At 68.5% G+C, this 16,089-nt stretch carries 11 protein-coding genes and 1 tRNA gene; 8 read left to right on the forward strand and 4 right to left on the reverse strand.

Annotated elements, in window-relative coordinates:
- Positions 1-62 precede the first annotated feature (62 nt).
- From E5P2_RS22405 to E5P2_RS22435, 7 genes are all read left to right on the forward strand, one after another.
- Positions 63-917, forward strand: a complete 855-nt coding sequence (locus E5P2_RS22405; protein ID WP_162569350.1) for an AAA family ATPase — start codon at positions 63-65, stop codon at positions 915-917.
- Between the two features lie 26 nt (positions 918-943).
- Positions 944-1,549, forward strand: coding sequence for a GNAT family N-acetyltransferase (locus E5P2_RS22410; protein WP_162569351.1), 606 nt, complete (start codon positions 944-946; stop codon positions 1,547-1,549).
- A gap of 6 nt (positions 1,550-1,555) precedes the next feature.
- Positions 1,556-2,743: a vWA domain-containing protein gene (locus E5P2_RS22415; protein WP_162569352.1), complete on the forward strand. Its 1,188-nt coding sequence runs from the start codon at positions 1,556-1,558 to the stop codon at positions 2,741-2,743.
- Positions 2,744-2,904: 161 nt separating this feature from the next.
- Entirely contained in the window at positions 2,905-3,816 is a 912-nt protein-coding gene (locus tag E5P2_RS22420) for a 2OG-Fe(II) oxygenase (RefSeq protein WP_162569353.1), read from the forward strand.
- A gap of 58 nt (positions 3,817-3,874) precedes the next feature.
- Positions 3,875-5,764 carry an autotransporter assembly complex protein TamA gene (locus tag E5P2_RS22425; RefSeq protein ID WP_162569354.1) on the forward strand — a complete coding sequence of 630 codons (1,890 nt, stop codon included), beginning with the start codon at positions 3,875-3,877 and terminating at the stop codon, positions 5,762-5,764.
- Between the two features lie 11 nt (positions 5,765-5,775).
- Entirely contained in the window at positions 5,776-9,852 is a 4,077-nt protein-coding gene (locus E5P2_RS22430; protein WP_162569355.1) for a translocation/assembly module TamB domain-containing protein, read from the forward strand.
- 24 nt (positions 9,853-9,876) lie between these two features.
- Positions 9,877-9,951 (forward strand) — tRNA-Arg (locus E5P2_RS22435).
- Between the two features lie 10 nt (positions 9,952-9,961).
- Here the strand turns inward: E5P2_RS22435 and E5P2_RS22440 are convergent.
- The 3 genes from E5P2_RS22440 to E5P2_RS22450 all read right to left on the reverse strand — a co-directional run bounded on the left by E5P2_RS22440 (position 9,962) and on the right by E5P2_RS22450 (position 13,735).
- A complete protein-coding gene (locus E5P2_RS22440; RefSeq protein ID WP_162569356.1) occupies positions 9,962-11,365 on the reverse strand; it encodes a serine hydrolase domain-containing protein in 1,404 nt (467 codons plus the stop codon).
- A gap of 89 nt (positions 11,366-11,454) precedes the next feature.
- Positions 11,455-12,597, reverse strand: coding sequence for an AraC family transcriptional regulator (locus tag E5P2_RS22445; protein WP_162569357.1), 1,143 nt, complete (start codon positions 12,595-12,597; stop codon positions 11,455-11,457).
- Between the two features lie 25 nt (positions 12,598-12,622).
- Entirely contained in the window at positions 12,623-13,735 is a 1,113-nt protein-coding gene (locus E5P2_RS22450; protein WP_162570613.1) for a YeiH family protein, read from the reverse strand.
- Positions 13,736-13,838: 103 nt separating this feature from the next.
- Between E5P2_RS22450 and E5P2_RS22455 the strand changes: the two genes are divergently transcribed.
- The gene (locus E5P2_RS22455; RefSeq protein ID WP_162569358.1) at positions 13,839-14,750 is read left to right on the forward strand and encodes a LysR family transcriptional regulator; all 912 of its coding nucleotides are present in this window, start codon (positions 13,839-13,841) and stop codon (positions 14,748-14,750) included.
- Positions 14,751-14,822: 72 nt separating this feature from the next.
- On the opposite strand, the gene E5P2_RS22460 is transcribed toward E5P2_RS22455, so the two are convergent.
- Entirely contained in the window at positions 14,823-16,028 is a 1,206-nt protein-coding gene (locus tag E5P2_RS22460; protein ID WP_162569359.1) for a M20 aminoacylase family protein, read from the reverse strand.
- Between the last annotated feature and the right edge of the window lie 61 nt (positions 16,029-16,089).

The following is a 16,089-nucleotide window of genomic DNA, read 5'->3' on the forward strand; positions in this document are numbered from 1 at the left end:
GTTCGAAGTCCCGCGCAACGCTGATCGATGTGCCTTTCATCCACCCCTGCTCCACCTCTTCCATGAAATTCAAGGGTTCAGACAACTACGTCGCCACACAGGATCTGATGCTCGCGGTCAATGCCGCCATCACGCTCAAGCGTCCACTGCTCGTCAAGGGCGAGCCGGGCACCGGCAAGACGATGCTCGCAGAGGAAGTCGCCGAGGCGCTCGAGTTGCCGCTCCTGCAGTGGCACATCAAGTCGACCACCAAGGCGCAGCAAGGCCTCTATGAATACGACGCCGTGAGCCGCCTGCGCGATTCGCAGCTCGCGGACGTGGACGGCGGCGAGCGCGTGAAGGACATTCACAACTACATCGTCAAGGGCGTGCTGTGGCAGGCCTTCACATCGGAGCAGCCGGTGGCCCTCCTGATCGACGAGATCGACAAGGCCGACATCGAATTCCCGAACGACCTGCTGCGCGAGATCGACCGCATGGAGTTCTATTGCTACGAGACGCGCGAACTGATCCGCGCCAAGCATCGGCCGGTGGTCTTCATCACCTCGAACAACGAGAAGGAACTGCCCGACGCGTTCCTGCGCCGCTGCTTCTTCCACTACATCAAGTTCCCCGATGCCGAGACGATGAAGCGCATCGTGGCGGTGCACTTCCCCGGCCTCAAGCAGGCGCTTCTGACCGCGGCGATGAAGACCTTCTACGACGTGCGCAACCTGCCCGGCCTGAAGAAGAAGCCGTCCACCTCCGAGTTGCTCGACTGGCTCAAGCTGCTGGTGGCCGAGGACATTCCGCTCGAAGCGCTGCAGAGCAAGGACGACAAGGTCGCGGTGCCGCCGCTGGTGGGTGCGCTGCTCAAGAACGAGCAGGACGTGACCCTCTTCGAAAAGCTGGTCTTCATGCAACGGAACAATCGATGAGGCCTGCCGCGTAGCAGGAAACCAGGATGGCTTTCGTCGAACCCGTTACCTTGAAGGCGCGAGGCGTCGCGCTCGTGCCGCTCGCGCTCGAACACGAGGACGGCCTGCTCGCCGCCGCGGCCGACGGCGAGCTCTGGCAATTGCGCGTCACCTCGGTGCCCGAGCCTCAGGAAACGCGCGCCTACATCGAAACCGCGCTGAAGATGCGCGAGGCCGGCCATCGCCTTGCCTTCGCGGTCACCGACGAAGCCAGCGGCACGGTGCTCGGCTGCACGAGCTACCACGACATCGTGCCGTCGCTCAAGCGCGTCGAGATCGGCTACACGTGGTATGCGAAACGCTGCCAGCGCACGCACGTCAACACCACTTGCAAGCTGCTGATGCTCACACATGCCTTCGACACGCTGGGCTGCCACGTGGTGGGTTGGCGCACCGACAACTTCAACCATGCCTCGCAACGCGCCATCGAACGGCTCGGTGCGCACAAGGACGGCGTGATCCGCGGCCATGCGCTGCGCCGCGACGGCACGATCCGCGATACGGTGATGTACAGCCTGCGCTCCGGCGAATGGCCGGAGGTTCGGGCGCAATTGCTCTATCTGCTGGACAAGCCGCGTTCATCCCAGGAGTAGTTCGCCATGCTGATCGACTTCTTCTACACCTTGCGCTCGGCCAAGCTGCCGGTCTCGGTCAAGGAATACCTCACGCTGCTGGAAGCGCTGCAGGCCGACGTGGTCGGACCCGACTCCGACGGCGCCTACGGTCTCGACGACTTCTACTACCTCTCGCGCACCGCGCTGGTGAAGGACGAGAAGCACTACGACAAGTTCGACCGTGCCTTCGCCGCCTACTTCAAGGGCATCGAGGCGCTGACCGACTTCACCAAGGAAGTGCCGCTCGACTGGCTGCGCAAGACGCTGGAGCGCGAATTCACGGCCGAGGAGAAGGCCCAGATCGAGAAGATGGGCTGGGACGAGCTCATGGAGACGCTCAAGAAGCGCTTCGAGGAACAGAAGGAACGTCACGAGGGCGGCAGCAAGTGGATCGGCACCGGCGGCACCTCGCCCTTCGGGCACGGCGGCTACAACCCGCAGGGCATTCGCATCGGCGGCGCGGGCAAGAACAAGAGCGCGGTCAAGGTATGGGATCAGCGCGCCTACAAGGACTACGACGACAACCAGGAACTGGGCACGCGCAACATCAAGATCGCACTGCGGCGACTGCGCAAGTTCGCGCGCGAAGGCCACGAGGAAGAGCTCGATCTCGATCACACGATCCAGTCGACCGCCGCCAACGCCGGCTACCTCGACATCAAGATGCGGCCGGAGCGCCACAACAACGTGAAGGTGCTGCTGCTGATGGATGTCGGCGGCACGATGGACGAACACATCCAGCGCGTCGAGGAACTGTTCTCGGCCGTCAAGACGGAGTTCAAGCACCTGGAGTTCTACTACTTCCACAACTGCGTCTACGACTTCATGTGGAAGAACAACCGCCGGCGTTTCTCCGAGAAGTTCGCGACCTGGGACATCCTGCGCAAGTACAACAAGGACTACAAGCTGATCTTCGTCGGCGACGCCACGATGAGCCCCTACGAGATCCTGCAGCCGGGCGGCAGCGTCGAATACAACAACGAGGAGGCAGGCGCCGAGTGGATCCAGCGCCTCACGCATGCGTTCCCCAAGTTCGCGTGGATCAACCCCGAGCCGCAGGGTGTCTGGCAGTACCGCCAGAGCATTGCGGTAATGCAACAACTTGTATCACACCGGATGTACCCGCTCACCCTCAAAGGCCTCGAAGAGGCGATGCGCCTACTCTCGAAATAGGCCCCGCGGGCCTGTTGCTTTGAGCCCTCACTTTGCCGGAGATTCTGATTGCATACCCAAAAAAGGGTATGTATTCGTGAAGACGTTGCGTTACAGTTAACACTTAAGGATTCACATAAATACTCCCCTTCACACCTGAGTCCTGGAGGAGGCACCCTGCCATGTCCGCGCTGCTCTCGTTTGACGATGCTCCTGTACACGAGCAATCCCTGAGGGACGCGCCTTCGCTGGCGCTGGTCGAAGCACCCGCCGACTTCGTGAGCATCCGCGGCGTTCGCCTGCCGATGGCCGAACTGGTCAACCGCTCTTTCTTCGAAGCCCAGGAACGCGAACGCCTTCATCAGCAACTGCTCGCCGGTAAACCCTGTCCGCACCTCGTGATGGACGGCCTGTTTCATCCGGGGTTGCTCGAACTGGTGGCCGAGGAGTTCGACGCCCTTCGAAGCGACGGCTGGGTCGACGTCAAGAGCCGCTACGAAACGCTGCGCCGTTCGGCCCCCAGCGTCACGCTGGGGCCGGCCTCGCAGCTCTATTTCGACATCCTCAACTCGGGCTGGTTCACGGAGTGGCTGTCTTCCGTGTCGGGCGTTCCCTACCTGCTGCCGGATCCGAAGCTGTGCGGTGGCGGACTGCACGAAAGCCGCACCGGCGCGACCTTTGCCGTGCACCGCGATTTCAACCGGCATCGTTCGCTCGGGCTGCAGAACGAGATGGTGTTCATCACCTACCTCAACAAGGGCTGGGATCCGGAGTGGGGCTCGGCACTCGAACTGTGGGACAAGAAGGCAGGTCGCTGCGTCACCAGCGTGCAACCCGAATTCGGCCGCACCATCCTGCTGCCGCACGGGCCGGCCAGTTTCCACGGCCACACCAAGCCGCTGAAAGCGCCCGACGACCGACCGCGCCGCTCGGTCGCCGCGTATTTCTACACCAGCCCGTTCGCCGGCCAGCAGCACAGCGAAGCGCTGACGGTCTTCATGCAGCCGGCCCGGCTCGACAAGATCAAGGCCTTCGCCCGCATGGTGACGCCACCGGTGCTGTGGTCGCTGGCGCGGAAGTTCACCCAGCACTGACGATCGCGCGCACCGTGCGCGGCCCGAACACGGCCGCGCTTGCTGTCAGAATGGCCGCATGGTCAGGGCGGTACCTTCTCTTGCGCCGGCGTGGATGCCGGCGTTGCTTTTTGTAGGCGCCCTTCTTTTGCAGGGCTGCAGTCTGCTGCCGACCAGGAATTCGGCAGAGGCCGATGCCGTTCCGGCACCGGTCACCGGTACCGCCCCGAAGACCGGCGGCGATGCCTTCACCGTGGACGTGCGCGCGCCTGCTCCGGTGCACGACTATCTGGTGCGCAACCTCGAGATCCAGCGCTACCGCGCGTTGAGCGACCTGGGCGCATCGGAGCTTTCGCGCCTGATGGTCGCCGCCGAGGCGAATGCGCGCGAGCTGCTCGGCACGCTCGGCTACTTCACGCCGACGCTCACCCTCGAGCTGAAGGAAACGCCCGGCGGCAAGGCGCCGCGCGAGGTGACGATCACCGTCGAACCCGGCGAACAGACGCGCGTGAGCACTGTGCAGATCGGCTTCGGCGGCCCCATCGCCGACGACACGGCCTCCCAGGCGCAGCGCGACGCCATCCGCACCGGCTGGACGCTGCGCGCGGGCCAGCCTTTCAGCCAGCAGGCCTGGGACAACGCCAAGGCCGCCGCCCTGCGCAACCTGACCGCCAAGCGCTATCCGACCGGCAGCCTGTTGTCGAGCCGCGCCGACATCGACGCCGACCGCAGCGAGGCCAGGCTGGGCGTCACCTACGTCTCCGGCCCACCCTATCGCTTCGGCCCGCTGGAAGTGCATGGGAGCCAGCGCTATGACGCCGACGGCGCGCGCCGCATCGCGCGCGTGCCCACCGGCACCGACTACGACCAGCAGAAACTGCTCGATGCGCAGCAGCGCCTGGCCAGCAGCGGCTACTACGACTCCGTCTTCCTGACGCTCGACACCGAAGGCAACAACCCCTTGTGGGCGCCCGTCATCGCCCAGGTGCACGAGGCGCCGCTGCAGAAGGTGGTGCTCGGCGCCGGCTTCACGACCGACAGCGGACCGCGACTGTCGGTCGATCACATTCACAACCAGTTGCCGCTGCTCGGATGGCGCGCCGTGTCCAAGCTGTCGCTCGACCGCGAGACGCAGTCGCTCGGCACCGACTGGAATGCGATCCCCGACGACAAGGGCTGGCGCCCGTTCGTGTCGGGCTTGCTGAAGAGCGAAACCTCCGGCAGCTACAAGGTCGACAGCGGCCGGCTGCGCGGCGGCATCGGCAGGAGCAGCGACCACATCGACCGCAGCTACTTCCTGCAGTACGACTACGCCCAGAACCACGGCATCGACGCACCGCCGTCGGCCTCCGCGCTGAGCATCAACTGGAACTGGACCGCGCGCTATTTCGACGATGCAGCCGCGCCCACCCACGGCCATGGCCTGGCGCTGGAACTCGGCACCGGCTACACGCTGACCGGCCCACGCCTGCCGTTCACGCGCGCCTACGGACGCTGGGTCGGCATCTTTCCGTTCGGCAGTGTGCAGGGCGACGACGGCACGCAGGCCCGCCAGGGCCGCATCCAGCTGCGCGCCGAGGGCGGCGCGGTGTTCGCCAAGGACGCTGCGCAGATTCCGTCGACCCTGATGTTCCTCACGGGTGGCGACACCACGGTGCGCGGCTACAGCTACCGGCAGATCGGCACCGTGCGGGCCGACGGCCAGATCGAGGCCGGCCGCTACCTCGCAGTGGCCAGCGCCGAATGGCAGCGGCCCTTCGTGTACCACGGCAAGCTCACCGACTGGGAAAGCGTCGTGTTCATCGACGCCGGCGCCGTGGCCGACAAGCCGGCCGAACTCCAGGCCAAGGTGGGTGTCGGCATCGGCGCGCGCTGGCGCAGCCCGGTGGGACCGGTGCAGGCCGACCTGGCCTACGGCGTGGCGACGAGGCGCTTCAGGTTGCACCTGCGCCTGGGCTTTTCCTTCTGAGGCACGGCGCGATGAACGACGATGCCGTTGCCAAGCCCACGCCGCCCGCGCCTGTGCCGGATGTGCGCCGTTCGCGTGCCCGCCGCGCCTGGCTCGCCCTTGCCTGGAGTCTCGCCGGGCTGGTCGCGCTGGTGCTCGTGCTCGCGGCCGGCGCCTGGTGGTGGCTGGGCTCGAACCAGTCGCTGGCCTACGCGCTGACACAGGCCGCGCGCCATCTGCCCGCCGGCCAATCGCTGGAAAGCCGCGACGTGACGGGCTCGCTGCGGGCCGGCGGCCACATCGGCTGGCTGCGCTGGCAAGGCCCTGGCCTCGCGGTCGAAGTGCACGATGCGCGCATCGGCTGGGAGCTGGCGCCGCTGCTCCGACGCAAGGTCCAGCTCGGCGAGGTGCATGCGGCCCAGGTGGCCATCGAACGCCGCGGGCCGCCTTCGGACAAGCCCGTCGAACCGCTCGGACCGATCGTGCTGCCGGTCGAGATCGAGCTGCCGTTCCGCATCGACGAACTGCGCTGGGCCGGTCCGCCTGCGCTGCAGGCGACCGGCCTGGCCGGACACTACCGCTACGCCGACGCGCTGCACCAGCTCGACGTGACGGGCGTCGACATCGCGGACGGCCACTACGCCGCGCACGTCAAGCTGCAAGGCCCGGCACCGATGGCGCTCGACGCAGCGCTCGACGGCCGCGTGCGCGCCCCGCTGGCGGAAGACCGCAGCATCGACGTGCTGGCCGAGGCCACCCTCAAGGGCACGCTCGCCACATCCGCGGCCCGGCTCGCGGTGACGGCACAACTGAAGCCCGTCGACGAAAGCGCCGAAGCGCCGATGCAGGCGCAGTTGCAGGCGAACATCGCGCCCTGGCTGCCGCAGCCCGTGATCGATGCCAAGGCCGGCCTGCGCAACGTCGACCTCGCCCGGCTCTGGCCGCAGGCGCCCGCGACGCGGCTGAGCGGCGAGATCGAAGCCGGCCCCGACGCCGGCAGCACGCCCGGTGGCCCCCAGGCATGGCAGGCCAGCGCCGACATCCGCAATGCTCTGCCCGGCCCCTGGGACACGGCGAAGCTCCCGATCGAACAGGTCGAGGCACGCGCGAGCTTCGACGGCACGAACTGGGACATCCCCGAGGCCACCGTGCGGGCCGGCGGCGGACGCATCGAGGCCGAAGGACGGTGGAGTCCCGCGCCCGCACCGTGGCAGGCGCGCGCGACGATCGAAGGCGTGCGTCCCGGCGCGCTCCACACCGAGCTCGCAGGCGCGCCGGTGAACGGTCGCATCCGTGCCGAACAACGCGGCGAGGCCCTGCTCTTCGACCTCGCGCTCCAGGCCGAGGGCGGTGCCGGCAGCGCGGCACTGCAGGGTCTGCGGCTCGACCGCGCGGTGGCCGAGGGCCAGTGGGAGAAGCAGGTGCTCGACCTGCGCACGCTGCACATCGACGCCGCGCACGCCAGCCTCGACGGCAAGCTGCAGCTGCGCGTGGCCGAGCAGGCCGGCAGCGGCAACCTGAACCTCGTCCTTCCGGGCGGCAAGGCGCAGGTGCAGGGCCGCATCGCACCCGCCTCGGGCGGCGGCGACATCAAGGCGCAGGTCGACGATGCCGTCGCCCTGCAGCGCTGGATCGAAGGCCTGCCCGGTCTCGAGAACGCGTTCGCGGGTGCGACGGCGCAAGGCAGTGCACGGCTCGATGCCAGCTGGCAAGGCGGATGGCAGGCCGTGCAGCGGCGCCTGCAGAATGCGACGGAGCCCGTCGCGCGCCCCGCGGCCGAGCCCACGCTGCAGGCCACGCTCGAGGTGCCGCGACTCGATGTGCGGCTGCCGCCGCCAGCGTCGGGCGCCGCGACCGCGGTGCGGGTGAACGGCATGCGCGCGGAACTGTCGGGCAGCCTGGCCCAGGCCACGCTGGCGCTGAAGGGCGAAGCATCCAGCGGCACGCAGAAGATCACGCTCGACACCCGGGCCAGCGGCGGCCTCGAGCGCGCCCGGCAATGGCGCGCGGCCGTCGCCAGCCTGCGCGTGCAGGCGCAGGACAGCACGCGCCCCGGCCCCTGGACGCTGGAGCTGAGCCGCGCCCTCAGCGCCACGGTGCGCACCGTGCCCGGCAACGCACCTCGGCTGGAAGTCGAGGCCTCCGCCGCGGCCGCGACGTTGCGCGGCCCCGCGCCCGGCACCGTCCGCATCGATTGGGAACCGCTGCGTTTCAGCCGGAGCGGCGCCGCCACCAGCCACGCCTTCCGCCTGCAATCGAAAGGTCGCCTGCAGGGCTTGCCGATGGCCTGGGCCGAAGCGCTCGGCGGCAACTCGGCGCTGGCCGAGGCCGGCATCAGCGGCGACCTGCTGTTCGATGGCGATTGGGACATCGATGCCGGCGACACGCTGCGCGCCCGCGCCCGGCTCACGCGCCAGAGCGGCGACATCCGCGTGCAGGCCGGCGAAGCGGCGCTGGTCACGCGCATCACCAGCCACGGCACCGGCACGGCGAGCGAACGCAGCATGAATGCGGCGTCGGAGGGCCTCAGCACGCCGGCCGGCCTGCGCCAGGCGGAACTGACGCTCGACGCCGAAGGCGACACGGTGCGCGCCAGGCTGGCCTGGGACAGCGAACGCGCCGGCGCCATCCAGGCCGAGGCCAGCACGCACGTGCTGCAGCATGCGGGCGGCTGGCAATGGGCGCCCGATGCGCCGCTCGCCGGCCATGTCACGGCACGGCTGCCCAACCTCGGCGTGTGGTCGATCCTCGCGCCGCCCGGCTGGCGCGTCGCCGGCACGCTGCAGGCCGACGCCACGCTCTCGGGCAGCCGCGCTGCGCCGCGCTGGAACGGCACGCTGGGCGCCGACCAGTTGGCGCTGCGCGCGCTGGTCGAAGGGCTGGACCTGCGCGACGGCAAACTGCGCGCCTCGCTGTCGGGCGACCATGTCGAGATCACCGAATTCACGCTCAAGGGCGGCGCCGGCAGCCAGGTCCGCATCGCGGGCCAGAGCGGCAACCGCAGCACCGCGGCCAGCGAAGCCGCGAGCGACGGCGGCACGCTCTCGGCACGCGGCCAGCTCTCGTGGGCGTCGATGTCTTCCGCGAGCGCCGGCTCGGGCCTGCGCATGGACCTGCAGGCCCAGGTGCGCGCGTTGCGCGTGCTGGTGCGCACCGACCGCCAGGTCACGCTCTCGGGCGATCTGCAAGCCAAGTTGGAGAGCGGCCAGTTCACCGTGCGCGGCAACCTCAAGACCGACCGAGCCGTGATCATCCTGCCCGACGAGACCGCACCCAGCCTCGGCAGCGACGTCTTCGTGCACTCGGCGGCAAAGGACCGCGAAGCCGAACAGGAAGCCCGGCGCCAGACCGCGCGCGACGAAACCCAGGCGGCCAGGGCGCAGACCGCCAAGCCCTTCGACGTCGCCGTGACCTTCGATCTCGGCGACGATTTCGCGGTGCAGGGACGCGGCATCACCACGCGCCTCGAGGGCAAGCTCGACATCCGCAGCAACTCGCTCGACGCGCCGCCGCGCATCACCGGCGAAGTGAAGACCGTCAAGGGCCAGTACCGCGCCTACGGCCAGCAACTGGACGTGGAAACGGGCCTGGCGCGCTTCAACGGCCCGTTCGACAACCCGCAGCTCGACATCCTGGCGATCCGTCCCAACATCACGCAGCGCGCCGGGGTCCAGATCAGCGGCACCGCGCAATCGCCGCGCGTGCGCTTGTATTCCGAGCCTTCGCTGTCGGACGCGGAGACGCTGTCATGGGTCGTGCTGGGCCGCGCATCGGCCGCCAGCGGTGGCGAGTCGCTGCTGATGCAGCAGGCCGCGCTGGCGCTGCTCAGCGGCCTCGGCAAGGGCAGCTCCGGCGGCGGGCTCGCCAGCCGCTTCGGGCTCGACGAGGTCGGCTTCAAGGGGCCGGGCAGCGGCGGCGACCTGCGCGAATCGGCGGTCACGCTCGGCAAGCGGCTGGCGCGGGATTTCTATCTCACCTACGAACGCAGCCTGTCGGGCACGCTGGGCACGCTCTTCATCTTCTACGACCTCACCACCCGTCTGACGCTGCGCGCGCAGGCGGGCCAGCAAAGCGGCATCGACCTGATCTACACGGTCAAGTACGACTGAACTGGTAAAGTCGCGTTCGCCTTCGTCCTCGTAGTTCAATGGATAGAACGGGGTCCTCCTAAGACTCAGATACAGGTTCGATTCCTGTCGAGGGCACCACAGACGGCCCTCATCCGCCCTTCAACGCCTCGATCACCTCACGCGTGAACTGCGCGACCCGTTCCATGTCATCGCGCGGCGTCCATGCGGGCCCCAGGCGCACGATGACCAGATCCTCCGACGGAATGATCACCACGTACTGCCCGTTGCTGCCTCGCGCCATGAACGCATCGACCGGCATGCCGTGCCGGATGCGGTAGCGGGCCCCTGCGCCCGGGCCGCGGTTGGTCCAGAAGCCTGCGCCGTAGCCGAAGTCCTCCGATCCGGAGGTCGGCGCGGCCGAGTCGTCGACCCAGCCGGCCGGCAGGATGCGCTGCCCGTCGATCACGCCGTCGTGGAGATAGAGCAGACCGAAGCGCGCCCAGTCGCGCGCCGAGGCCCACATGTGGCTCGCGCCGATCGGCGTCCCGGCCGCGTCGAATTCGAGCGTCACGTGCTGCATTCCGAGTTTGTCGAACAGTTCGCGGCGGGCGAAGCCGAGCGTGGCCGCGGCCGTGCCGCCGGCCTGGTCGCGCACGATGCGCGACAGCAGTTGCGTGTTCGCGTTGGTGTAATTCCAGTGCGTGCCCGGGGGATACGCCAGCGGCGCGCGCTGCGCCACCGCGGCCGTGTCGGCGTCGACGAAGATCATCTGCGCCGAGGGGTCGAATGCGGTGAGAACACTCGCAGTGAGGGACTGCCCCATGTCCAGCCCGCTGTTCATGCGCAGCAACTGGTCGATCGTGATGGCATGGCGCGGATCCCGGGGATCGGACCAGGCCGCGATGGGCGCGCGGGCGTGGATGTCGAGCTTGCCTTGCCGCACCAGAATGCCGATCAGTGCGTTCGTCACCGACTTGGTCGCGGACCAGCCGGTCAGTGGCGTGTCCACGCCGACATCGGAAGCGTAGCGCTCCGCGACGATCCGATCCTTGTGAATCACCACCACGGCCTGGGTGAAACGGTGCGGCGCCTGCGCCGTTTCGTCGAACGCATGATCGAGCGCAGCGACCAGCGCGGGCTCGGTGGGTTGAACGGGCGCTGCGCCGGCGATGGCGCCGAGCAGCGGTGGCGTCGCCTCCGACGGCGCGGGCGGCGAGAGCTCGCCGGCCGATGCGCGACCGGTCGCGTTGACGCATCCGAACTGCGGCCGGTAGACCGCGCGGCTCTCGGCCAACCCTGCGAAGGTCGCCCGCACTTCGCCGTGCTCGCGGTCGACGGTGAAGCGCGTGAGGACCGCGACCGGCCCGGCGAGCGGCTCGATCGCATCGCGGTAGTAGCGGTCGGGATTCCTGCCGGCAACGAACACCGCCGAACAGAGCTGATGGCTGAGGTAGCCGCTGATGACCGGTGCCGCCCGGCCCGGCGAGAAATGACCGCAGGCGGTCAGCACGGCGGCGGCAAGGATCGAAACGGCGATGGGAAGACGTGGCATGGGCGGTTCAGTTCAGAAGTGGCAGCCGGGATGGGCCTCGCCACTTTCTGCGCCATCGCGCCTGCGATCTCGCCGAATCCTGCGTCCGGCTAGCCGATTTCGGATTCGGCGAGGCCCCGGGGCGATGGCGCGACCGATGCCGCAGTGCCTTGCCGCCGAAACTCGGTGGGCGTCATGCGGGTGTCGGCCTTGAACGCACGGTTGAAGGGCCCGAGCGACTGGAAGCCGGCATCCATCGCGATCGTCAGGATCGGCGTGTCGGCCTGTTCCGGGTCCGCGAGCCAGCGGCGCGCGTCGGCCAGGCGGTAGGTGTTCAGGAAGGCGCTGAAATTACGGTGGCCCAGGCCCTGGTTGATCAGGCGCCGCAACTTGTGCTCGGGCAAAGCCATGCGCTCGGCGAGTGCGCCGATCGTCAGGTTCGCTTCGCGATAGACATGGTCAACCGCCATGAGCGCCTCGAGTGCGGCGACCTGCCGAGCATCGGGCGCCGGCGCCGCGTCGGCGAGCGGAGACAACGCGGAGGCAGCGAACGCGGCCGGGTGCTCGATCGGCTCGGCGCCGCCCACGGCCGAGCCGAACAGGCCGTCGTGGCCCTCGCGCAGCAGCCGCCACGCGACGAACAGCGCCAGGCCGGCGATGCCGGCGGCGTTCGCGGTGCTCTCGACCACCGCCCTCAAGCTCAGGGCCGACAGCAGCGCCACCAGCAACTGCGCCACCGTATAGAGGGCGGTCGCCGCGACGATCAGCGAGCGCAACCGACGCCGGCCTTCGATCAGGTCTTCGCGCCAGTTCGCGACCGACTGCCCGATCGCCAGCAGCGCCCATGCGACGGGCATCAGACCCAGCGCCAGTCCCGCAGCCGGTTCCCACTGCGCGTGCGCGATGCCTTGCCCGACGCAATGCAGCATGCCGACCGCGGCCAGCATGGCCCAGACCCCTGCATGCCAGGCGCGCAAGCGGAAGTCGTCGTCGAACAGCGCCGAGGTGAAGAGCCAGAACACGAACATGCTGCCCGATGCCAGTGCGACCACGAGCAGCGCCCCGAAGTCCGGCCCGACCGTGAAGCCGGGCATCGAAGCCAGCGTGGCCGCCGCGACGGAGATCGCGAAGCCCGAACCAAGCCGCGCGGCGATCACCCGCGGATGGTCGCGCCACAACGCCACCGCAATCAGCAGCAACGCGCCCGTCGCGCCGCCGCGCAGCAGCAGGTTCAGCGTCAGCATCGTGGCCATGCTGAAAATTGTAGTGCGCGTGGCCCTACCCGAGCGCGCCCATCAGCCATCGATTGACCGCGAAGCCGCCGACCACGAGCCAGACGAAGAGCAGGCTGGCCAGTGCGAGCGGCCGCACGCCAGCGCGCCGGATCGCCGATGCATGGGTCGTCAATCCCAGACCAGCCATGGCCATCGCCAGCACGCCGGTATCGAAGGCGTTGACGAAGGCGACCCAGGACGGCGGCAGTGCGACCGCGCTGTGGAACAGCATGACCGCGACGAAGCCCAGCGCGAACCAGGGCACGACGACGCCTGAGCCGAGCGCGGCCGAGGCCGCCTGCCCCTTGCGCGAGCCGCGCGCCAGCCACGCCGACAGCATCAGCAGAAAAGGCGCCAGCATCATCACGCGGCCCATCTTGGCGACCACGGCCGTGTCGGCCGCCTGGGCACTGATGGCGCGGCCCGCCGCAACCACCTGGGCCACCTCGTGGATCGTCGATCCGGCGAACACGCCGTATTGCTGCGGCGACATCGCGAGCGCCGGCAGCGAGGCCAAGGCGTCGTAGATCAACGGATAGAGGAACAGGCCCGCGGTGCCGAACACCACCACCGTGGCCACTGCGACCGTCACCTGCTCCGCGCGCGCACGCAGCACTGGTTGCGTGGCCATCACCGCGGCCGCGCCGCAGATCGAACTGCCGGCACCGATCAGGATCGCCGTGTCGCGATCGATGCGCAAGAGGCGCACGCCGGCCAGCAGCGCGAGCGCGAAAGTGCTCGACAGCATCAACGCGTCGACCAGCACGGCCTCCAGACCGACATGTGCCATGTCCTGCACCGTGAGCCGGATGCCGTAGAGCACGATGCCCAGGCGCAGCAGCCGCTGCCGGGAGAAATCGACGCCTGCCCTGGCGGGCTCGATCGCCTGCCCGAGCCGGGTGTTGCCCACCACCATGCCGAGAACGATCGCCAGTGTCAGCGCGCTGATGCCATGCCGATCGAGCCACCCGAGCTGCGCGAATCCCATCGCCACGGCAGCCAGCGCACCGGTGAGCAGCAGCCCCGGCAGCAGTGCGCGCACCGGGCTCAGCCGGGCGCGCAGCGCGGCAGTCGGCGCCCATCGGACAGGTGGCACGGATTGGAGAATGGGCGGCATCGACGACACGGGTGGCTCCTTGCAGATACCGCACTGTGCATGCGCCGCACTCATATGTAAAACTGGTTATATTGATATCTTCAAACCATCCAATCGATAAGTCATGCGCCTCACGCTACGCCAGCTCCAGCTGTTCCATGCCATTGCCGAGACCCACAGCACCACTGCGGCGGCCGAGCGCGTTGCGCTGTCGCAGTCGGCGATCAGCTCGGCATTGGGCGAACTCGAAGGCGTGCTCGACGTGCAGCTGTTCGACCGCATCGGCAAGCGCCTGATGCTCAACGACAACGGCCGGATGCTGATGCCGATGGCGCGCGCGCTGCTCGACGCCGCCGAGGAAATCGAACAGAACTTTCAGGCCGGCGAGGCGGCGTCGATCCACCTGCGGCTGGCGGCGAGCACCACCATCGGCAACTACCTGATGCCGTCGCTGCTGGCCGGCTTCCAGCGCGCGTGGCCGCAGGCGCGCGTCGAACTGCAGATCGGCAACACGCAGGACGTGATGGCGCAGGCGGTGTCGCTGGCCGCCGACCTCGGGCTGATCGAAGGCCCCTGCCATGACGCCGATCTCATGGTCTTGCCGTGGATGGACGATGAGATGGTGGTCGTCGCCGCGCCCCGTCACCCGCTCCTGGCACAGGCGGAAGGCGGCCGGCTCGGCGTGCGGCAGCTGCGGCAGGCACGCTGGCTGCTGCGCGAACCGGGCTCCGGCACGCGCGAAACCGTGGAGCATGCGCTGCTGCCCCATCTGCATCAGTTGTCCGAAGTCATGACGCTCGGCAGTTCGGAGGCCATCAAGAACGCCGTCGCCGAAGGCCTGGGCCTGAGCTGCCTGTCGCTGTGCGTCGTGCAGGACCTGATCCGCGCAAAACGGCTGATGGTGGTGCCCTCCACCTTGCCGAGGATCACGCGGCGCTTCTCGCTCGTGCACCACCGGCGCAAGGCGCTGTCGGGCCCGCTCAGGGCTTTCGCACAGCATTGCGGGATCGCCGCCGAGCAACTGCAACGACCCTGAAAGACATGCGCTGCCTGCGCAGGCCTGGTCCAGCTGGATTCCGGATGCAACGACAAAAACCGACCCGCGCCTTCAGCCCGCCAACGGCGCCTCGCTCAGATAGCGCTCGGCCAGCCGCGTCCAGTAGGCCGCACCGATCACCACGTTGTCGTCGTTGAAGTCGTAGCTCGGGTTGTGGACCATGCAGGCGCCCGCGCTGTCGCCATCGCCGTTGCCGATCAACAGATAGCAGCCGGGGCGCTTTTCGAGCATGAAGGCGAAGTCCTCGCTGCCGGTCAATGCCGGGCCTTGCAACACGACCTGGTCGGCCCCCACCAGCTCGATGCCGATGCGCCGCGCAAACTCGGTTTCCGCGCTGCTGTTGACCAGCGCCGAGTAGCCGCGCTGATAGTCGACCTCGGCCGTCACGTTGAAGCTCTGCGCCTGCGCGTGGACCAGTTCGGTGATGCGCTTCTGGAGCAGGTCGCGCACGCTTTGCTCCAGCGCGCGCACGCTCAATGCCAGCTTCGCGCTTTGCGGGATCACGTTGTTGGCGATGCCCGACTGCAGCATGCCCACCGTGACCACCGCGGTCTGCAGCGGGTCGACGTTGCGCGACACCACGGTCTGCAAGGCCATCACCAGGCTGGCCGCCGCCACCAGCGGGTCGGCCGCGCGATGCGGCATGGCCGCGTGGCCGCCACGCCCGTTCAGGGTGATGAAGACCTTGTCCGACGAAGCCATCATCGGCCCTTCGCGAAACACCAGCTTGCCCTGCGGCCAGCCGGGCATGTTGTGCATGCCGAAGATGGCGTCGCACGGAAAGTTGTCGAACAGGCCGTCTTCCATCATGCGCATGGCGCCGCTTTCGCGCGTGCCGTATTCCTCTGCCGGCTGGAAGATCAGGTTCAGCGTGCCCGAGAAGCGGCCGCGCTCGGCCAGCGCCTTGGCGGCCCCGAGCAGCATCGCGGTGTGGCCGTCGTGGCCGCAGGCGTGCATCACGCCGCTCTGGCGGCTGGCGTACTTCAGCCCGGTTTCTTCCTTGATCGGCAGCGCGTCCATGTCGGCGCGCAGGCCCACCGCGCGCGTGCCGCTGCCGCGCCGCAACTGGCCGACGAGTCCGGTGCCGCCCAGTCCGCGCGTGACGTGGTAACCCCAGTCCTGCAGGCGCTCGGCCACCAGGTCGCTGGTGCGCTGCTCCTTGAAGGACAGCTCGGGGTTGTGGTGGATGTCGCGCCGGATGCCGATGAACTCCTCGGCGTGGGGACGCAGGGCTTGCAGCGTGTCTTCAGTGGTCATGGAACGGCTCGCGCGGGGTGAACGACATGGCATCCTAAGGCGCGGTCCCTGGCTCGTCCAA

It is taken from the genome of Variovorax sp. SRS16, from assembly GCF_901827165.1.
GTDB lineage: Bacteria > Pseudomonadota > Gammaproteobacteria > Burkholderiales > Burkholderiaceae_C > Variovorax.